Raw genomic sequence first — 18,918 nt, 5'->3', positions numbered from 1 at the left:
TTCAGTATGGGCATGAATACAGAGCAGGTAACCGAATACATGACCGGGCTGGGTGGTCAGGCCCGCCAGGCTTCACGTGTTATCGCCCGGGCCAGCACGGCTGTCAAGAACCAGGCATTGCTGGCCATGGCCGACGCCATCACCGATGCCCGTGCCGAGCTGATCGAAGCGAACGCGCTTGATGTGCAGGCCGGACGCGAGAACGGTCTGGATGATGCCATGCTCGACCGTCTGGCGCTGACGCCGCAGGGGCTTGAGTCGATGGTCGAGGGCCTGCGCCAGGTCGCTGGTCTGCCGGATCCGATTGGCGCCATTCGCGACATGAAGTTCCTGCCCTCGGGCATCCAGGTGGGCCGCATGCGCGTGCCGCTGGGTGTGATTGGCATCATTTATGAATCGCGTCCCAATGTGACGGTCGAAGCGGCGAGCCTGTGTCTCAAATCCGGCAATGCCTGCATCCTGCGTGGCGGCTCCGAGTCGATTCACTCCAATCAGGCGATCGCACGCTGCATACGCCGCGGGCTGGCCAGCGCCGGCTTGCCCCAGGAGGTCGTGCAGGTCGTTGAAACCACTGACCGTGCTGCGGTGGGCGCGCTGATCACCATGCCGGAATTCGTCGATGTCATCGTGCCGCGTGGCGGCAAAGGTCTGATCGAGCGGATCAGCCGCGATGCGCGCGTTCCGGTGATCAAACATCTGGACGGTATCTGTCACGTGTATGTCGATGACAAGGCGGATCTGGACAAGGCTGAAGCCATCGCCCTGAATGCCAAGACGCACCGCTACGGCGTGTGCAATGCGATGGAAACCCTGCTGGTACACCAATCCATTGCAGAATCCTTTTTACCGCGTATCGCCCAGCGTTACGCCGAAAAGAACGTCGAGCTGCGTGGCTGTGCTGTGACCTGTGCGATTGTTACAAGTGCCGTGCCCGCCAGCGAAGAAGACTGGAGCACTGAATATCTGGCGCCGATCCTGTCGATACGGGTGGTCGAGGATATGGATGCAGCGATTGAACACATCAACACCTACAGCTCGCAGCACACCGATGCGATGGTCTCGGAGGATTACACCCGGGCCCGGCGTTTTCTTGCTGAGGTGGATTCCAGCTCGGTGATGATCAATGCCTCGACACGGTTTGCTGACGGATTCGAGTATGGTCTCGGTGCCGAGATCGGCATATCCACCGACAAGATCCATGCCCGCGGGCCTGTGGGTCTGGAAGGACTGACCAGCGAAAAGTACGTGGTATTCGGCGACGGGCATATTCGCCAGTGATCCCTATGGGAACTGCTACATGAGCCGGCGTATCGGTCTATTCGGCGGTACCTTCGATCCGATTCACAATGGTCATCTGCGCAGTGCGCTTGAGGTCCACGAGTGGTTGGGGCTGGATGAACTGCGTCTGATCCCCAGTGCCCGTCCGCCGCACCGTGAGGTACCTGGCGCCACGGCGCAACAGCGCCTGGAAATGGCCCGCCTGGCGGTGCAGCATGCTGATGGACTGGTGGTTGACGATAGAGAGCTGCGCCGCGAGCGCCCCTCCTATACAGTGGACACCCTTGAATCACTGCGCACCGAGCTGGGCGATGACGTGGCGCTGTTCATGGTGGTGGGCTGGGATGCGTTCTGTGGGCTGCCGAGCTGGCATCGTTGGACAGAATTGCTTGAGCTGGCCAGTATTGTGGTATTGCAACGCCCCGACTACGATCTCGACGCGCCTGAGGTGCTCAAGGATCTGATGGCCGGGCGCAGTGTTAACGATGCCTCCGAGGCCACTGCCTGCCATGGACAGATTGTCGGCTTGACCCAGACCCCCCTGGCGATTTCTGCTTCGCATATCCGCGGCCTGATTGCTGAAAACCGCTCTCCACGCTTCCTGTTACCGGGCTCCGTGCTTGGCTATATTGAAACCAATGGGCTATACCAGCCCACTTAATGAGGATTTACCCCCGCATGCAGATTGATGACCTGGTCCAGGTAGTAGAAAGTGCATTGGATGAGCTCAAGGCCAAGGATGTGGTACGCATCGACGTGCGTGAGCTCACCAGTGTGACTGATTTCATGATCATCGCCAGCGGCACCTCCAACCGGCATGTCAGCTCGCTGAGCGACAACGTCGTGGAGAAGGCGAAGGCAGCCGGCTGCCGTCCATTGGGCGTCGAAGGCAAGGATTCCGGTGAATGGGTGCTGGTCGATCTCGGCGACATCATTGTTCACGTCATGCAGCCGGCGACTCGCGAGTTCTATGACCTCGAACGTCTGTGGCAGAGCGCCGAGTCGCGCCGCGCGCAACAACAGGCCGCTGCCGATCCAGAGTAAAACGGGTTGCGTATACGCTTGATCAGCGTGGCGTCACGCATGCCGCGCTGGGTGGAGGAGGGATACCAGGAATACGCTAAGCGCATGCCTGCCGACTTGCCGCTGGATCTGGTGGAAATCCCCCTGTCTACCAGGGGGAAGAATGCCGACGTCGCCAGATTGATCCGCCGCGAGGGCGAGCAGATGCTGGCTGCGACTCAGCCAGGCGATCGCATTGTCACGCTTGAAGTGACGGGGAAGAACTGGTCCACCGAGCAGCTCGCCGAGCAGCTCGAACGCTGGCGCCTCGAAGCGCGCAATGTCAATCTGATGGTGGGCGGGCCGGAGGGTCTGGCTGATGAAGTGGCGGCCCGGAGCGAGCAGCGCTGGTCGCTTTCGGCCTTGACGCTCCCGCATCCGCTTGTGCGCATACTGCTGGCTGAACAGATCTATCGCGCCTGGACCGTCTTGAACCGCCACCCTTACCATAAGTGACACATGGCCAAACCGATTCACCTCAAGGACCATAGCAAGGATGCGGGCATCGTTCGCCAGCGTCTGCTTATGGCTGCGGCGGTGGTTTTTCTGCTGTTGCTGGCGCTGGTCGCGCGGATGTATTACCTGCAGGTGATCCAGTTCGAGCATCACTCCACGCTGTCTGAGAACAATCGGGTCCATGTCCAGCCGATCCCACCCTCCCGTGGCAGAATTTACGATCGCAACGGTGTCGTGCTGGCGGAAAATCGCCCCAGTTTCAGTCTGAATATCACCCGCGAGCGCACGCCGGACGTGCCAGCCACCTTCGAGTTGCTGAAATCACTGCTGGCACTCGAGGATGAGGAGATCGAGCGCGCAAAACGGCGCCTACTGCAATCGCGCAGGCCCTTTGAATCGGTCCCGGTCATGTTTGAGCTGGATGACGAGCAGATCGCGCGCATTGGGGTCAATCGTTTCCGTCTGCCCGGCGTTGAAGTTCAGGCCAGCTTCGTTCGACACTATCCTCTAGGTGAGCATTTCGCCCATGCGGTGGGCTATGTCGGGCGGATCAATGAAAAGGAAATGCAACGTATCGACCACGTTGCCTACGCCGGCACGCACTATATCGGCAAGACCGGTATTGAGCATTTTTACGAGGAATTGTTGCACGGCACAGTGGGTTACGAGGAAGTCGAGACCAACGCCCGAGGTCGCGTGCTGCGCGTACTTGACCGTACCGACCCGGTGCCTGGCAGGGATTTGACGCTGCATCTCGATAGCCGGCTGCAGGCCGTTGCAGAGCAGGCACTCGGGAAGCGGCGGGGCGCGGTTATTGCCATTGAGCCGGAGACCGGCGGGGTGCTGGCTTATGTCAGTCAGCCGGGCTTTGATCCAAATCTGTTCGTGACCGGTATAAGCTACGCCGACTACGGTGCGCTGAGAGACTCACTCGATCAGCCGCTGTTCAACCGCGTCCTGCGTGGGCTCTACCCGCCGGGCTCGACCATCAAGCAGCTGATTGCTCTTGCTGGCCTGGACACCGGGACGGTAGGACGGAACAACCGGGTCTTTGATCCCGGGTTTTTCCAGTTGCCCAATCACAGTCACAAATACCGTAACTGGAACCGCGGCGGCGACGGCTGGGTGGACATGCGCCGAGCGATCGCCCGTTCCAATGACACCTATTTCTATGACCTGGCGCACAAGCTGGGCATCGACCGCATGCACGAATACCTGACCAAGTTCGGATTGGGTACCCGCGTGTCGCTGGATATGTTTGAAGAGGCCGCAGGGCTGATGCCGTCCCGTGAATGGAAGCGGGCTGCACGCCGCCAACCCTGGTATCCGGGTGAAACCGTGATCACCGGCATTGGTCAAGGCTATATGCTCACAACGCCCTTGCAGCTGGCCCACTCCACCGCACTGATTGCTAATCGGGGTGTGTGGCGTCGGCCGCGGTTGATGATGCACGCTGAAGGGATGCCTCCCGACGAATCAGGTACCCCGGACAACATTGAATTGAAGAATCCAGACGATTGGACCTTCATTACCGACGCACTGGAAGACGTTATGCATGCACCCCATGGTACCTCGCGGGCGGCAGCGCTCGGTGCGCCATATCGTATCGCCGGGAAAACCGGAACGGCGCAGGTCGTGGCCATCGCCCAGGGCGAGCGGTACGATTCTGCCAGCCTGGCTGAGCGGCACCGTGATCACGCTTTGTATGTGGGTTTCGCGCCGGCGGATGCACCGCGAATCGCGGTAGCAGTGATGGTGGAAAATGGTGAGTCGGGCGGCCGCGTCGCTGCGCCGGTGGCCCGTCAGTTGTTCGATGCCTGGTTGGTGCCGGTGGATACGGACGCCGCGGAAGTGACCGCTGAGGCGCAACCATGATGTCCTGGGCCAGTACCCGCGCACTCACCGGCGGTGAAAAGGGATTGCAGCGTCGCGAGCCGCTGTGGCACCGGCTGCACATTGATCCATGGCTGATGCTGCTGGTGCTGACGCTTGCTGCGGTTGCTGGCTTCGTCCTGTACTCCGCCAGCAGTATGAGTATGGCCATGATGTATCGGCAGGGCGCGGCTTATGCGGTAGGCATAGCGGTGATGATAGTGATCGCCCAGTTCCAGCCGCGCTTCATGCAGCGCTGGGTACCCTTTGCGTATATTGGTGCGGTCATCTTGCTGATTGCAGTGCCGCTGATTGGGGTAGAGGCCAAGGGTGCGCAACGCTGGTTGAGCATCCCCGGATTGATGCGCTTTCAGCCATCGGAAATCATGAAGTTGATCATGCCCATGAGCGTTGCCTGGTATCTGGCCAGGCGTGATCTGCCACCGAACTTCAAGTATGTCTGCTTCAGTTTGCTGATTATCGGGCTGCCCGTGCTGTTGATCCTGAAGCAGCCGGACCTGGGAACCTCATTGTTGATCGCGTGCTCCGGCCTGTTTGCACTGCTGCTTGCCGGTCTGCGCTGGCGTTATATCCTGGGCGCGGCGGTGTTGCTGGCTCCCGCTGCAACAGGCATGTGGTTCTTCGTCATGCATGAGTATCAAAAGCGACGCGTGCTGACCTTCCTCAATCCGGAAAGCGACCCGCTGGGCGCTGGCTGGAATATCATCCAGTCGAAGGCGGCTATCGGCTCCGGAGGCGTGCTGGGCAAGGGGTGGTTACAGGGTACCCAGTCACATCTGGACTTCCTGCCAGAGGGCCACACTGACTTCATCATTGCCGCGCTGGCAGAGGAGTTCGGCATGGTCGGAGTATGCCTGCTGCTGGTAGTGTATCTGTTGATCGTATTGCGCGGTCTGTACATTGCGCAGCACGCGCATGACAACTTTTCCAAGCTGCTTGCGGGCAGTGTCACACTGACATTTTTTGTATATGTTTTCGTCAATATAGGGATGGTGAGTGGCCTGTTGCCGGTGGTCGGCGTACCCTTGCCGCTGATAAGTTACGGCGGCACCTCGCTGGTAACCTTGTTGGCGGGTTTTGGCATCCTGATGTCGATCCATACGCACCATAAATGGATGGCACAGGGAAGATGATCAAGCTGTTCCGGGAGTCAGGATTCTGCATGATAAACAATTTGACGGGATGGTCACGGCAGCAGACTGCGGCCCTGGTGTTGGCCGGATTCAGCCCTTGCCTGGTGGCCGCCGATTATGGCGAAGAGCATGTTGCGGTTGCGCCCTTCGTTGCTGAAATGCAGGCAGAGCATGGCTTTCCCGCGCAATACGTGACCAGGCTGTTGGCGCAGGCGGAACGCAAACAAAGCATTATCGACGCTATTTCGCGACCGGCTGAGCGCGTCCGGCCGTGGCATGAGTACCGCAAGATATTCATTACCGACAAGCGGATCGCTGGTGGCGTTGAGTTCTGGGAGCGCAATGCAGAGGCATTGAGTCGCGCCGAGCAGGAATTCGGCGTTGAAGCTGAAGTGATTATTGCGATCATCGGCGTGGAGACCTTCTACGGCGGTAACAAGGGCAGCCATCGGGTCATCGATGCGCTCACCACGCTCGGTTTCGATTACCCACCGCGCGCTGATTTCTTCCGTCGCCAGTTGAAATCCTACCTGGTCCTGACCCGTGAACAGCAGGTCGACCCGCTTACTCTGACTGGCTCCTATGCAGGAGCGATGGGTTTCCCCCAGTTCATCCCCAGCAGTTATCAGGCCTTCGCCGTGGACTTCGATGGTGATGGGCAGGTTGATATCTGGAATAATCAGGTCGATGCCATTGGCAGCGCCGCGAATTACTTCGCTGAGCACAAGTGGCGGCACGGAGCTACCGTGGCGGTACCTGCCACCGTGACGGGTGACCAGTTTCGCGAGGGCCTGACCATTGAAGAAGGTCTTGAAGCGAGACGCACCGTGGCTGAGCTCAAGGCGCTTGGCTGGGATATCCAGCACGAGCTGGCGGACGAAGACGAGGTGATGGCCTTCGAGTTCGACGCGGATGGGAAAATGGAGTACTGGATTGGGCTGCACAACCTGCACGTCATCACGCGTTATAACCGCAGTGTGATGTATGCAATGGTCGTGCACCAGTTAGCTGACCTGATACGTGAGGCCAAGGATCAATGAGCGCGTTGATGCACATGCGGGTCGCAGGCATGTCGCTGCTGCTGGCATGGCTTGTGGGCTGTTCATCCGCCCCGCAACCCGGTCAGGGTTCGGTGAGCAAGCCACTATTGCGACCGCTGCACGATGGCGCGCCGACGCATATTGTGGATGTGTCGACCATCCCCGACGCAGTACCGACGCCGCATACCGGCCGCTACAAGGCGTCGCCCTATAAGGTACTCGGCAAGCATTACACACCAATGCAGAACGGGCACAGCTACCGCGAGACCGGCCCGGCATCCTGGTACGGGACCAAGTTTCACGGTCAGCACACGGCGAACGGTGAAGATTACGATCTGTACGGCATGACCGCCGCGCACAAGACTCTGCCGTTGCCGACCTATGTCAGGGTGACCAACCTGGAGAACCAGCGCACCGTTATCGTGCGCGTTAACGACCGCGGCCCCTTCTATTCGAACAGGATCATTGACCTGTCCTATGCGGCCGCCAGGAAACTGGGTTTCGCCGAGAAGGGTACGGCACAAGTTCTGGTCGAGGGTATTGATCCGGTGGCCTGGCAGCAACAGAACAACCCCGGTTATCTGGTCAAAAAGAATCCACCGGTGGAGACGCTAGCGTCTGAACCAAGCGGGCAGGTGTATCTGCAGGTGGGCGCTTTTGCATCAAGCCAGGCGGCCGAACAGCTGCGCAACCAATTGCAGAGTGCGGTCAATGCGACGGTCTTTGTGATGCCGGTGCAGCAAGCCAACGGCACATTTCATCGGGTACGTCTTGGCCCAGTAGCCGATCATGACGAGGCGCAGCGGCTGATCGAGACGCTGCGTCTGGCGAATCTCGGCAGCGCCACCCTGGTTACATCCAACAAATAAGTTCGTCCAGTACCTATACCAACGTGAGTATCATGCTTAAAAAATTCATTCAAACGCTGCTGATTACCAGCACTGCACTCGCTTCCTGTGTCGCCATGGCGCAGACCCCGACACCCACGCCCGTTCCGGGACCGGCTGCCGCCTCGATGCCGATAGTGCCGACGGCACCGACGCTGGCTGCAAGCAGTTATCTGCTGGTGGATGCCACCAGCGGAGAAGTGCTGATCGAACACAATGCGGACGAGGCGCTGCCGCCCGCCAGCCTGACCAAGATGATGACCAGCTACATTGCCAGCCTTGAGATCCTGCGCGGCCAGATCAAGGAAGAGGATATGGTTCTGGTCAGCGAAAAGGCCTGGCGCAAGGGCGGCTCCAAGATGTTCATCGAAGTCGGTACCCAGGTTCGGGTTATCGATCTGCTACGCGGAATCATCATCCAGTCCGGCAACGATGCCAGTATCGCGCTGGCCGAGCACATCGCCGGTAGTGAAGAAGCCTTCGCCGATCTGATGAATGCCCATGCCCAGCGTCTGGGCATGACGCAAACCAATTTCGAGAACTCCACCGGCTGGCCAGCTGAGGGTCATGTATCCAGTGCAAGAGATCTGGCGATCCTGGCCAAGGCAATTATTCGCGACGACCCCAAGCACTACGGCATCTACAAGGAAAAGGAATTCCTGTGGCAAGGCATCAAACAGCCCAACCGCAATCTCATGTTGTGGCGTGACAGTACGGTGGATGGCCTGAAGACCGGTCACACCGAAGAGGCCGGTTATTGCCTGGTCGCCTCGGCCAAGCGTGACGATATGCGTCTGATTTCTGTTGTGATGGGCACCAGCAGCGAAGCCTCGCGCGCAGCAGAAACCCAGAAGCTGTTGACCTGGGGTTTTCGTTTCTTCGAGACCCGTACCTTCTATGAAACGGGTGAAGTACTGTCCCAGGCGCGTGTCTGGGCCGGTCAGCAGGATGCAGTCGATGTCGGTCTGAGCGAAGGCCTGGTGCTGACGCTGCCCAAGGGTCAGCTCGACAAGCTTGAAGCAAGCATTGCCATGAACAGCCGCATCAAGGCGCCTATTGCTACGGGCGACGTGCTGGGACAAGTAGAGGTGCGCGACGGAGACGAAGTGGTGCATTCCGCGCCTCTGGTAGCACTTAATGACGTAGAGCAGGCGGGTATCTTTGGCCGTCTGTGGGATAACATCCGGCTGTTCTTCTACGGGTTGTTTGACTGAATAGGAGGCATCTCATGAGCGATACGACTAGCAATGCTCCCCGTATCGAGTTCCCCTGCCAGTATCCGATCAAGGTGATCGGCGGTGCCGGGGATGGCTTTGTCGAGTTGGTTAGCGAGATTGTCGAGCGACATGCACCAGATTTCGATCGTGACTTGATCGACCTGCGTGACAGCAAGAATGGTCGATTTGTATCGATCCGGGTGGTGATCATCGCGACTGGAACCGATCAGCTCGAAGCGCTGCACGCTGAGCTCAAGGCGTCCGGTCGGGTGCAGATGGTCCTCTGATGCCGGAGCTGATTATCCGCGAACTGGGGTTGGTTGAATATCTACCCACCCTTGAAGCCATGCGCCGTTTCACCGCTGAACGCGGCGCTGACACACCTGACGAGATATGGCTTTTACAGCACCCTGCGGTGTTCACTCAGGGGCAGGCTGGCAAGGCGGAGCATGTGCTGGCTGCCGGGGATATCCCTGTTGTCAGCGTCGAGCGAGGAGGGCAGGTGACCTATCATGGCCCGGGCCAACTGGTCGCTTATCTGCTGATTGATATTCGGCGCCTCAAGATGGGGGTGCGGGAGCTGGTTACCGTTATGGAGCAGAGCCTGGTCGGTATGCTCGCCGACCACGGGATCTGCGCCGCGCCGCGTGCCGATGCACCGGGCGTGTACGTGGATGGAGCCAAGATTGCCTCACTGGGCCTGCGCATCCGTCGTGGTTGCTCCTTCCACGGTCTTGCGTTGAATGTCGATATGGATCTGGAGCCGTTCAGCCGGATCAATCCCTGCGGGTACGCAGGTCTTGCGATGACGCAGATGCGCGAGCTTGTTAGCGATCGCGCTCCTGACATGACCGAAGTCGCCACACATCTGACCGGTCACCTGAAAAGGCAGCTCGGCTACGCCTGAGCTGGGTGTCTGTAGTAGCCCGGAAGGTTTTGCTCTGCAGCGGTTGACGGGTTAAGCCCCGCCAACGCATTGCATGGGGAATCTCAACTAAGCGAGCGGATCGGAATCAGATCGGCTTGGCTGGTCTGGCCGGGCACAGAGGCCGGTTCGGCGAGACCCAGATTGTTCTTCTCGAATACCCGGTCGGCGCGATAGCTTGAGCGCACCAGCGGGCCGGAGGGCACTTCCATGAATCCCTTGGCTAAGCCGATTTCACGGTAGCGATTGAACTCCTCCGGGGTCACCCAGCGCTTGACGGACAAGTGATTTTTGGTCGGACGCAGATACTGGCCGAGCGTCACAATATCTACGCCGATGGCGCGCAGATCATCGAAGGTGGCGAGGATTTCCTCTTCGGTTTCACCCAGTCCCAGCATCAGGCTGGTCTTGGTGATCACGCCCGGACGGTGCTGTTTCGCATGCGCCAGGACATCCAGCGTCTTGCGATAACCGGCACGGGGATCGCGCACTTCATAGGTCAGACGTTCGACTGTTTCGACGTTCTGCGCAAACACTTCCAGACCTGAATCGACCACGGCTTCGATGGCACTGTGCACGCCATTGAAATCGGGTGTAAGGGCTTCCACCACCACCTGCGGCGTACGCTGCTTGATAGCGCGAATGGACGCAGCGTAGTGGCCAGCGCCGCCGTCCGGCAAGTCGTCACGGTCAACCGATGTCAGCACGATATAGCGCAGGCCCATCAGCTCCACCGACTTGGCGGTATTCTCCGGCTCATCCTGATCCAGCCAGCCGTTGGGATTACCTGTGTCAACCGCGCAAAATCGGCATGCGCGGGTGCACACGGAGCCCATTAACATGATGGTCGCGGTGCCATTGGTCCAGCATTCACCCATGTTGGGACAATGTGATTCCTGGCAGACGGTGCTCAGTTTGTGCGAGGTAACGTTGGCCTTTACCGCCTCGAAACGGTCGCCCGCTGGAATCCGAGCGCGCAGCCATTTGGGCTTCGGCTCGAACATGACCGGTTCAGCAACTTCTGCGCGTCGCTTCTGGCCATCCTTGATAGCGCGAATGCCTTGCGAATTGCGAAACTTTTCGCCACTGGCGACATGCTTGGAGACTTCGTCACTCATGGATGCCTCTCGCTCCTGTTGAATGAAGCAGATTCAATGATGACCGGCGACCGGTCAGGTCGTTGTACGCGTCGAAGCTTAACACAGGCCATAGCAGAACGGCCCGGTACGACGCTGATAGCAGACCGGTCGCAGGTCGATATTAGCGCTCGCGTAACTGCTCCAGAAGCGCATAGGTCGGATAGCCATCGGCAGGTACGCCCAGCGTATCCTGGAAACGGCGAATCGCCTTGCGTGTATTGGCACCGATGATTCCATCAGCAGCGCCGGGATCAAAGCCGCTAGCGTCCAGCCGCTCCTGTAATTCGATGCGTTCGGTACGCGAAAGAGGGCGATCATCGCGGGGCCAACTGGCCTGAATATCCGATTTGTCCTGCAATCGATCGGACATCAGCCCGATTGCCAAGGCGTAACTGGTGGAATTGTTGTAACGCAGGATGCTGCGAAAGTTACCGGTGACAAGAAACGCCGGCCCGCGATAGCCAGCCGGCAACAGCAATGATACCGGCTGTTCGGCCAGGCGGGACGGTAGGCCGGACTCAGCGTTCAGGCGCACGCCAAGGGTCGCCCATTCGGCCACTGGCTTGCGAATCGCCATGTCCGCCAGCGCGAAATCGAAGTCTCTGGGTAAGCTGACTTCGGTTCCCCAGCGTGTTCCCTGTTGCCAGTTCGAAGCGGACAGGTAGTTGGCTGCCGAGCCCAGCGCGTCGGCTGGTGATTCCCAGATATCGCGACGGCCGTCGCCATCGAAATCCACGGCGTAACTATTGAAGGTGCTGGGAATGAACTGCGTCTGGCCCATGGCGCCAGCCCAGGAGCCCAGCAGTCGTTGCGGTGACACATCGCCCTGCTGCAGTATCTTCAGTGCTTCGATGAGCTGGGTATGGGCGAAGCTCGGGCGACGACCTTCATGGGCCAGCGTGGCCAGCGACCGGATCACTGACTTGTCGCCGATGTTATTGCCGAAATTGCTCTCCAGGCCCCAGATGGCCACCAGTATATGGCGGTTGACCCCGTAGCGCTGTTCGATGGCGTCAAGGATGTCGGCATACTGCGAGAGCGCTCGACGACCCTGCGCCAGTCGCTGGGGTGACACGGCTCCGTCCAGATACTGCCAGACAGGGCGGGTGAACTCGGGCTGACTTTGATCGGCTTGCACGATAGAAGGATCGGGCTCGATGCCTTTGAAGGCGTCGTCAAATACGCTGGGTCGGATACCGGCAGCGAGCGCCTCGTCGCGAAAGGCCCTGCGCCACTCGGCAAAGCTGGGCTGCTCTGGCGTGTACGAGGCTACGATTTCGGGAATGGCAGGGGTTGCAATGGATGAAGCAGCTGTATTCGAGGCTTCGGTCGAGGAATTAGCGCAGGCTGCCAGCAACATAAGACTGGCGCCAGCGACGGTCAGTCTGCGTCCGCTGGCACGGTAGCGCATTAGCTTGTTGAGCATTGATGATTCCGGGTGTGGGTATTTTGGGGAACTGTAGCATGGCATCGATGGTGCGGGGCAGTGCGCCAATCGTCTCAGGCTGGAGTGCCCAGGCATATCTGCGCGTCTGACGAACAGACTGTTGCGGCAAGTAAAAAACCGTTGCGCTGTGCTGTTAGCGTTGCCTTCTCCTGCTATAATGCTGCGATCTGCGGCCCCCTGGCAGCGAATCTGATTTCAGACAGACAAACAATTATAGGAAGAAATGGCGTCTTCTAAGGAATATCGAAGTTGGCAGTTATGGGCGCTCGCCCTCATGGTGCCCATATTCTCCGCGGCCTGGTTGAATCACCCATCCTACGCAATGGCTGATTTTGCCATCTCTGACTTTTCAGTGATCGACGAAAGCCAACAGCTGGACGACGTCCCTCTGTTCGAGCAGCAATTTGCTTCTTCAGATCTGGACGAGTTTGTGCACTCGCCGTCGGTTACTGCGCTGCCTGATGGCGGTCTGCTCACCGTCTGGTTTGCTGGTTCGCGCGAAGGCGCAGCGGACGTTGACATCCGCTCAGCGCGTTACGATGCACTCAGCGGTCAGTGGGGCGCTGAAACGGTGCTGGTCGATCGAGAGTTGACGCGTAGCGCAGTCGGTAAACCCATCCGTAAACTGGGTAATCCTGTTGTTGCGCTGGCCCCCGATCAGCGCCTCTGGCTGTTCTACGTATCGGTGTCGGTCGGCGGCTGGGCGGGCAGCGCCATAAACGTCATGGTCTCCGAGGATCTGGGCGACAATTGGTCCAGGCCTCGCCAGTTAGTGACCTCACCCTTCGTCAACATAAGTACGCTGGTGCGTACCTCTCCGGTATTTCATGCCGATGGCTCCATTGGTCTACCGGTCTACCATGAGTTTCTCGGCAAGTTTCCCGAGTATCTGTATCTGGATACGCAAGGCCGTATTCAGGACAAGTTCCGCATTGCCGACGGCGACAACTCGCTCCAACCGACCGTAGTACCGATCGACGGCAAGCGGGCGGTGGCGTTGTTGCGTCAGGCGGGGGAGAACCCCCATGTGCTGGCAACGGTCACCGAGGATGGCGGGCAAACCTGGCGCTCTGAATGGCCGGTTACGCCGTGGAACCCCAACGCGTCGCTTTCCGCCGTCAAGTCCCACCGGGGCACGTTGCTGGTAGCGCAGAACAACCTTGTCGACGGCCGATTCCGGCTCAGCCTGGACGAAGCGAATGCTAGCCTGGAAGAGTGGTCAATGATCGCCGAGATTGACGCATCCCCGGACCGGGAGGGAGATGCCATTCCGCGTCATCTGTACGAGCCGATGCTCGCCGAGAGATTTCTCAGCTCCAGTGGAGGCGTTCGCAGGAAGTTGGTTGATGCGTATATGGATGGACTTGATCGGCGCCTGTGCAAAAAGGATCTATGCGATTTCCAGTATGAATATCCGTCATTGATTCGGGCCGGCGACGGCCGATATCACCTGGTGTATGTCTGGAACAACAGCTTCATCAAGCATGTCGCCTTTAATCCTGCCTGGGTGGAGGCACAGCTATGATCATTTTGAGTCTCCAGACCTACCTTACCTTTTCCCTCGTCTTATTCCTGTTAGTGCCTCTCGGACCACTCAGCACAAGCCGGCGTATTGGTGTGCTTTTTGGCTTGACCGTGCTCGGCATGTTGCCGCTTGTTCATGGGATGTCCCCGGCGGGCTATGTGCGCGGCGTGACCGATGATCTGGCCTGCACCAGCATGGTATGGCTGGTTGCCGCGGCGCTGATGAGGCTGGGGTTCATCGCCCCCTGGGCTCGGCCGCAGCCCCTGCAGCTGTGGATTTGCTTTGCGGTGCTAGGGGTGGTGTTGTTCCCTGCAGCTATGGGCGTGGGGATGATAGACACATACGGTTGGGGCTTTACGCCGCGCCCCATGCTCATTGGCGTGGCCGGGTTGACGCTGGTTATGGTGCTGTTACGTAATGCCGCTGGCGCGTTTCTGCTGCTCGCTGCGACCGCTGCATTCATGCTCGACGTCAAGCCATCGGATAATTACTGGGACTACCTGCTGGACCCGTTCATTTTCCTGTATTCGCTGGGAGCGTTAGCTGTGAGCGGCATTCGCTGGGTGGTGTCGCGCAGGCCGCACCTCCCCGAGTCACTACCTGCAGCGCACGACGAACTTGGTCAATCAGGGCGCACCAACGCATAGCCTGTGGCTCCCGTGATGTGGTACTGTGCGCACCACTATTTCCTGGATGCGGCTGCTCTGTCATGGCGGGTCCTGCCCGTTTCGCGAGCGTCCATCAACTTACCGCACAGGCCATTTGAAATGCGCTGCTCTATCGGCGTTACGCCACCTTAGTATTCCCTCCCCAGCCCAAGGCGACGTTATCGCCTGGCTTTGTCTGTGCGCAAATTGATCTGCGCACGGCACTCGCCGCTTATGGACCGTAGCCAGGCTCGAATTGCTACCGTTCTTCACGGGTTTCAATTGTTCACCGCAGCGGGCTGAAGGAAATGCCTGCTCTGGATGGAATCACCATGTCTCAATCGATGTCTCTGGCTTTTCGTAACAACTTCATGGGCCAGGCGCCAGCCTGGTACAAGCGAACTATTGTTGCTTTCTTGCTGCTTAACCCGCTGGTCTTGTGGGTTGCCGGACCCTATGTCACCGGCTGGCTATTGGTCGTGGAATTCATTTTTACCCTGGCGATGGCACTCAAGTGCTACCCGCTACTGCCCGGCGGTTTGTTGGCAATGGAAGCGTTGGTCATAGGCATGACGACCCCGGAAGCCTTATATGCTGAGATGCAGGCCAATTTCCCGGTCATCCTGCTGCTGATGTTCATGGTGGCGGGCATCTACTTCATGAAAGACCTGCTGTTGCTGGTGTTTACCCGAATCTTGCTGGGCGTGCGTTCGAAATCCAGTCTGGCCCTGGTGTTCTCGCTGACCGCAGCGGTTCTCTCGGCGTTTCTCGATGCGCTGACAGTAACGGCGGTGGTGATCAGCGTCGCGGTAGGCTTTTATTCGGTCTATCACCGCGTAGCCTCCGCACCCGAGAAAGCACGGGCCGAGAACCTCGACGTTCAGGTTGAGGATGAGCCGCTGGAGCTGCACCGCAACGATTTGGAAACCTTCCGGGCGTTCCTGCGCAGCCTGCTGATGCACGGTGCTATCGGCACGGCGCTCGGCGGCGTATGTACTCTCGTCGGCGAGCCGCAGAACCTGCTGATTGCGCGCGTCGCCGGCTGGGATTTCATCGAGTTCTTTGTGCGCATGGCTCCGGTGAGCATGCCGGTACTGGCTGCAGGGTTACTGACGTGTCTGCTGTTGGAAAAAACCAGTGCGTTCGGCTACGGCGCCAAGCTTCCACGTAATGTTCGCCGCGTGCTGGAAGAATTTGCCGCCAGCGAGCGCCTCAAGCGTACCAGCTCGCAGAAGGCGCAACTGATAGTCCAGGCGATTGCCGCCGTGCTGCTGGTCGTCGGTCTGGCGTTTCATCTGGCCGAGGTGGGGCTTATCGGTCTGATGGCCATTATCCTCATGGCCACCTTCAATGGGGTCACCGACGAACATCAGATCGGCAAGGCCTTCCAGGAAGCGCTGCCCTTCACCTCGCTACTCGTGGTGTTCTTCGCGATTGTGGCTGTGATCCATCAGCAGCACCTGTTCAGTCCGATTATCGCTGCGGTGCTGGCGCTGCCCACGGCAGATCAGCCGGGCATGTTCTTCCTGGCCAATGGCCTGTTGTCGATGATCAGCGATAACGTCTTCGTTGCCACGGTGTATATCAGTGAGATCAAGCAGGCACTGGATGCGGGTGCGATCAGTCGCGCGCATTTCGAGCTGCTGGCAATAGCCATCAATACCGGCACCAATCTGCCCAGCGTGGCGACACCCAACGGCCAGGCGGCGTTTCTGTTTTTGCTGACCTCGGCCATTGCGCCGCTGGTGCGGTTGTCCTATGGCCGCATGGTGGTCATGGCGCTCCCCTATACCCTGGTATTGGGCGGTGTCGGTTATTTTGCAGTCGTGACGTGGCTCTGATCCTCGGCTGATCGGAAGCTGGGCATATCACCAAATGAACGAAGGGATGTGGTTTTGATTCAGACGATCAAGCAGGAATGGCTATCCAACATACGTGGCGATCTGCTCGCCGGCCTTGTCGTAGCGCTTGCGCTCATACCAGAAGCGATAGCGTTCTCGATCATCGCCGGGGTCGATCCACGGGTCGGATTGTATGCTTCGTTCTGTATCGCGGTGGTCATTGCCTTCACCGGCGGCCGCCCCGGCATGATCTCCGCAGCCACCGGCGCGATGGCGCTGCTGATGGTCACCCTGGTCAGGGAGCACGGTCTGGAATACCTGCTGGCGGCGACGATTCTGTGCGGTGTGCTGCAGATAATCGCCGGGTATCTCAGGCTGGGTTCGCTGATGCGTTTTGTCTCGCGCTCGGTGGTGACCGGTTTCGTCAATGCACTGGCCATTTTGATTTTCATGGCGCAACTGCCAGAGCTGACCAATGTCACCTGGCATGTGTACGCCATGACCGCTGGTGGGCTGGCAATCATCTACCTGTTTCCGTATCTGCCTAAGATTGGCAAATTGGTGCCGTCGCCGCTGGTGTGCATCGTGGTGCTGACGCTGCTGGCAGTGTTCCTTGGGCTGGATATCCGCACGGTGGGAGACATGGGTGAGCTGCCCGACACGCTGCCGATCTTCCTCTGGCCGGAAGTTCCACTGACCCTTGAAACCCTGATGATCATTTTTCCCTATTCCGCCGCGCTGGCGGTGGTCGGTCTGCTCGAGTCGATGATGACGGCCACCATCGTGGATGACCTGACCGATACGCCCAGTGACAAGAACCGCGAATGCAAGGGCCAGGGTATTTCCAATATTGGCGCCGGTCTGCTTGGCGGGATGGCTGGTTGCGCGATGATTGGTCAGTCAATCATCAACGTGAAGTCCGGCGGCCGCACGCGGCTGTCCTGTTTTACGGCGGGCGTCTTGCTGCTGGTGATGGTGGTATTTCTGGGCGATTACCTTTCTATTATTCCCATGGCCGCGCTGGTCGCCGTCATGATCATGGTTTCCATCGGTACCTTCAGCTGGGATTCGTTGCGCAATCTGAAGAAGCACCCGCTATCAACCAACATCGTAATGGTGGCCACCGTGGTCGTGGTCGTCGCTACGCATAACCTTGCCTATGGTGTGTTTGTCGGCGTGCTGTTGGCGGCTATGTTTTTTGCCAACAAGATCGGCCACTTCCTTTACATTGCCAGCGATGCCAATGAGGCTGGGCGTGAGCGTACCTATACTGTCGTAGGGCAGGTATTTTTCAGCTCCAGCGACAAGTTCATCTCCTCGTTTGATTTTAAAGAAGCCGTCGATCGAGTAGTGATCGACCTGGGCCGGGCGCACTTCTGGGATATCACCGCAGTCGCTGCACTCGACAAGGTGGTTATCAAATTCCGCCGCGAAGGTACTGAAGTAGAGGTGCGCGGTCTGAATGAGGCCAGCGCGACCATCGTCGACCGCTTCGGTGTGCATGACAAGCCGGACGCCGTAGATCAACTGATGGGTCATTAACCAGTAAGGAGAACAGCGCAATGACCGAACCAAACGTACTGGCGTGCATAGACGGCTCGCTTTCTTCGGAGGCGGTGTGTGATTACGCCGCCTGGGCCAGCCTGCAGCTGGGCGCGCCATTGACCCTCCTGCACGTGCTGGATCGGACGGCGTACCCGGGTGTATCCGACCTTTCCGGCAATATCGGCCTCGGCAGTCGCGAGCATCTGTTGAATGAGCTCGCTGCTCTGGATGAAAAGCGCGGCAAGTTGATGCGCGAACAGGGCCGGTTAATGCTTGAAGCGGTGATTGAACGTGCGCGGGCCGCAGGTGTGGTCGATCCACAGAGTCGTCAGCGGCATGGTGAGCTGGTTGAAACAGTGCTCGAGCTCGAAACTGAAACCCGTTTGCTGGTCATTGGGCGTCAGGGCGAGGAGGGCGATACGCTGGGTCAGCAGGTGGGCAGTCACCTGGAAAGTATCATCCGCACGATGCATCGCCCGATATTGGTGGCCGCCGGGGATTACCGCAAACCGCAAAGCGTCATGCTGGCCTTCGATAACAGCGCCACCACGCGCAAGGGTGTCGAGATGCTGGCGGATAGCCCGCTGTTCAGCGGCATGTCCATTCATCTGGTGATGGTCGGTGCGGACACCAACGACAGCCGCGAGCCGCTCAATGCAGCACAGCAGCGACTGGAACGCGCCGGGTTCAGTGTCGTCTCGGCTATCCGCGCAGGCGAGGTGGAGTCGGTACTGCTGGGTTATCAGCGCGATAACAACATCGACATGATCGTGATGGGCGCCTATGGCCATTCCCGGATACGTCAGTTCTTCGTTGGCAGCACCACTACGCATATTCTGCAGAAAACCAACAGACCCTTGCTGCTGCTTCGTTGATGCCCTGT

The 18,918-nt window shown here is 58.9% G+C and carries 18 protein-coding genes; 16 read left to right on the top strand and 2 right to left on the bottom strand.

What is annotated here, in order from left to right:
• Positions 1-12: 12 nt before the first annotated feature.
• The 11 genes from FHK95_RS02455 (at position 13) to lipB (ending at position 9,873) form a co-directional block, all read left to right on the top strand.
• The gene (locus FHK95_RS02455) at positions 13-1,278 is read left to right on the top strand and encodes a glutamate-5-semialdehyde dehydrogenase (RefSeq protein ID WP_150303287.1); all 1,266 of its coding nucleotides are present in this window, start codon (positions 13-15) and stop codon (positions 1,276-1,278) included.
• 19 nt (positions 1,279-1,297) lie between these two features.
• On the top strand, positions 1,298-1,939 hold the full coding sequence (gene nadD, locus FHK95_RS02450; RefSeq protein WP_150303023.1) for a nicotinate-nucleotide adenylyltransferase: 642 nt from the start codon (positions 1,298-1,300) through the stop codon (positions 1,937-1,939).
• Positions 1,940-1,956: 17 nt separating this feature from the next.
• Positions 1,957-2,322, top strand: coding sequence for a ribosome silencing factor (gene rsfS, locus FHK95_RS02445; RefSeq protein WP_150303022.1), 366 nt, complete (start codon positions 1,957-1,959; stop codon positions 2,320-2,322).
• Between the two features lie 6 nt (positions 2,323-2,328).
• Positions 2,329-2,796: a 23S rRNA (pseudouridine(1915)-N(3))-methyltransferase RlmH gene (gene rlmH, locus FHK95_RS02440; RefSeq protein ID WP_150303021.1), complete on the top strand. Its 468-nt coding sequence runs from the start codon at positions 2,329-2,331 to the stop codon at positions 2,794-2,796.
• Positions 2,797-2,799: 3 nt separating this feature from the next.
• Positions 2,800-4,671: a penicillin-binding protein 2 gene (gene mrdA, locus FHK95_RS02435; RefSeq protein WP_150303020.1), complete on the top strand. Its 1,872-nt coding sequence runs from the start codon at positions 2,800-2,802 to the stop codon at positions 4,669-4,671.
• Positions 4,671-5,822: a rod shape-determining protein RodA gene (gene rodA / locus FHK95_RS02430; RefSeq protein WP_150303286.1), complete on the top strand. Its 1,152-nt coding sequence runs from the start codon at positions 4,671-4,673 to the stop codon at positions 5,820-5,822. Before mrdA ends, rodA begins: the two co-directional genes overlap by 1 nt.
• A gap of 32 nt (positions 5,823-5,854) precedes the next feature.
• Positions 5,855-6,862 (top strand): lytic murein transglycosylase B, encoded by a 1,008-nt coding sequence (gene mltB, locus FHK95_RS02425; protein WP_408003586.1) that lies wholly within the window; start codon positions 5,855-5,857, stop codon positions 6,860-6,862.
• Entirely contained in the window at positions 6,859-7,731 is an 873-nt protein-coding gene (locus tag FHK95_RS02420; protein WP_150303018.1) for a septal ring lytic transglycosylase RlpA family protein, read from the top strand. The genes mltB and FHK95_RS02420 overlap by 4 nt, the downstream gene beginning before the upstream one ends.
• A 95-nt stretch (positions 7,732-7,826) precedes the next feature.
• Positions 7,827-8,963 (top strand): D-alanyl-D-alanine carboxypeptidase family protein, encoded by a 1,137-nt coding sequence (locus FHK95_RS02415; protein ID WP_150303285.1) that lies wholly within the window; start codon positions 7,827-7,829, stop codon positions 8,961-8,963.
• 14 nt (positions 8,964-8,977) lie between these two features.
• Positions 8,978-9,253 (top strand): HP0495 family protein, encoded by a 276-nt coding sequence (locus FHK95_RS02410; RefSeq protein ID WP_150303017.1) that lies wholly within the window; start codon positions 8,978-8,980, stop codon positions 9,251-9,253.
• Positions 9,253-9,873 (top strand): lipoyl(octanoyl) transferase LipB, encoded by a 621-nt coding sequence (gene lipB / locus FHK95_RS02405; protein WP_150303016.1) that lies wholly within the window; start codon positions 9,253-9,255, stop codon positions 9,871-9,873. The genes FHK95_RS02410 and lipB overlap by 1 nt, the downstream gene beginning before the upstream one ends.
• An 83-nt stretch (positions 9,874-9,956) precedes the next feature.
• On the opposite strand, the gene lipA is transcribed toward lipB, so the two are convergent.
• Both lipA and FHK95_RS02395 read right to left on the bottom strand, forming a co-directional pair.
• Positions 9,957-11,009, bottom strand: coding sequence for a lipoyl synthase (gene lipA / locus FHK95_RS02400; protein ID WP_150303015.1), 1,053 nt, complete (start codon positions 11,007-11,009; stop codon positions 9,957-9,959).
• A gap of 142 nt (positions 11,010-11,151) precedes the next feature.
• Complete coding sequence (locus tag FHK95_RS02395; RefSeq protein ID WP_235906692.1) at positions 11,152-12,456, bottom strand: lytic murein transglycosylase; 1,305 nt, start codon at positions 12,454-12,456, stop codon at positions 11,152-11,154.
• Positions 12,457-12,700: 244 nt separating this feature from the next.
• Between FHK95_RS02395 and FHK95_RS02390 the strand changes: the two genes are divergently transcribed.
• The 5 genes from FHK95_RS02390 (at position 12,701) to FHK95_RS02370 (ending at position 18,910) form a co-directional block, all read left to right on the top strand.
• A complete protein-coding gene (locus FHK95_RS02390) occupies positions 12,701-14,002 on the top strand; it encodes a sialidase family protein (protein WP_150303014.1) in 1,302 nt (433 codons plus the stop codon).
• Entirely contained in the window at positions 13,999-14,649 is a 651-nt protein-coding gene (locus tag FHK95_RS02385; protein ID WP_150303013.1) for a hypothetical protein, read from the top strand. Before FHK95_RS02390 ends, FHK95_RS02385 begins: the two co-directional genes overlap by 4 nt.
• 332 nt (positions 14,650-14,981) lie before the next feature.
• Positions 14,982-16,490 (top strand): sodium/proton antiporter NhaB, encoded by a 1,509-nt coding sequence (gene nhaB, locus FHK95_RS02380; protein WP_150303012.1) that lies wholly within the window; start codon positions 14,982-14,984, stop codon positions 16,488-16,490.
• Between the two features lie 54 nt (positions 16,491-16,544).
• Complete coding sequence (locus FHK95_RS02375) at positions 16,545-18,032, top strand: SulP family inorganic anion transporter (RefSeq protein ID WP_150303011.1); 1,488 nt, start codon at positions 16,545-16,547, stop codon at positions 18,030-18,032.
• Positions 18,033-18,052: 20 nt separating this feature from the next.
• On the top strand, positions 18,053-18,910 hold the full coding sequence (locus FHK95_RS02370; RefSeq protein WP_150303010.1) for a universal stress protein: 858 nt from the start codon (positions 18,053-18,055) through the stop codon (positions 18,908-18,910).
• Positions 18,911-18,918 lie beyond the last annotated feature (8 nt).

Origin of the sequence: Pseudomonas saliphila (assembly GCF_008638345.1) — a bacterium.
In the GTDB taxonomy this organism is placed as follows: domain Bacteria; phylum Pseudomonadota; class Gammaproteobacteria; order Pseudomonadales; family Pseudomonadaceae; genus Halopseudomonas; species Halopseudomonas saliphila.
This window is presented reverse-complemented; position numbering and strand designations above follow the sequence as displayed.

Bases quoted from the DNA above. Each gene is read 5' to 3' on its own strand.
- FHK95_RS02455 (WP_150303287.1), top strand. From the start codon at position 13: ATGAATACAGAGCAGGTAACCGAATACATGACCGGGCTGGGTGGTCAG.
- nadD (WP_150303023.1), top strand. From the start codon at position 1,298: ATGAGCCGGCGTATCGGTCTATTCGGCGGTACCTTCGATCCGATTCAC.
- rsfS (WP_150303022.1), top strand. From the start codon at position 1,957: ATGCAGATTGATGACCTGGTCCAGGTAGTAGAAAGTGCATTGGATGAG.
- mrdA (WP_150303020.1), top strand. From the start codon at position 2,800: ATGGCCAAACCGATTCACCTCAAGGACCATAGCAAGGATGCGGGCATC.
- rodA (WP_150303286.1), top strand. From the start codon at position 4,671: ATGTCCTGGGCCAGTACCCGCGCACTCACCGGCGGTGAAAAGGGATTG.
- FHK95_RS02420 (WP_150303018.1), top strand. From the start codon at position 6,859: ATGAGCGCGTTGATGCACATGCGGGTCGCAGGCATGTCGCTGCTGCTG.
- FHK95_RS02415 (WP_150303285.1), top strand. From the start codon at position 7,827: ATGGCGCAGACCCCGACACCCACGCCCGTTCCGGGACCGGCTGCCGCC.
- FHK95_RS02410 (WP_150303017.1), top strand. From the start codon at position 8,978: ATGAGCGATACGACTAGCAATGCTCCCCGTATCGAGTTCCCCTGCCAG.
- lipB (WP_150303016.1), top strand. From the start codon at position 9,253: ATGCCGGAGCTGATTATCCGCGAACTGGGGTTGGTTGAATATCTACCC.
- lipA (WP_150303015.1), bottom strand. From the start codon at position 11,009: ATGAGTGACGAAGTCTCCAAGCATGTCGCCAGTGGCGAAAAGTTTCGC.
- FHK95_RS02395 (WP_235906692.1), bottom strand. From the start codon at position 12,456: ATGCTCAACAAGCTAATGCGCTACCGTGCCAGCGGACGCAGACTGACC.
- FHK95_RS02390 (WP_150303014.1), top strand. From the start codon at position 12,701: ATGGCGTCTTCTAAGGAATATCGAAGTTGGCAGTTATGGGCGCTCGCC.
- FHK95_RS02385 (WP_150303013.1), top strand. From the start codon at position 13,999: ATGATCATTTTGAGTCTCCAGACCTACCTTACCTTTTCCCTCGTCTTA.
- nhaB (WP_150303012.1), top strand. From the start codon at position 14,982: ATGTCTCAATCGATGTCTCTGGCTTTTCGTAACAACTTCATGGGCCAG.
- FHK95_RS02370 (WP_150303010.1), top strand. From the start codon at position 18,053: ATGACCGAACCAAACGTACTGGCGTGCATAGACGGCTCGCTTTCTTCG.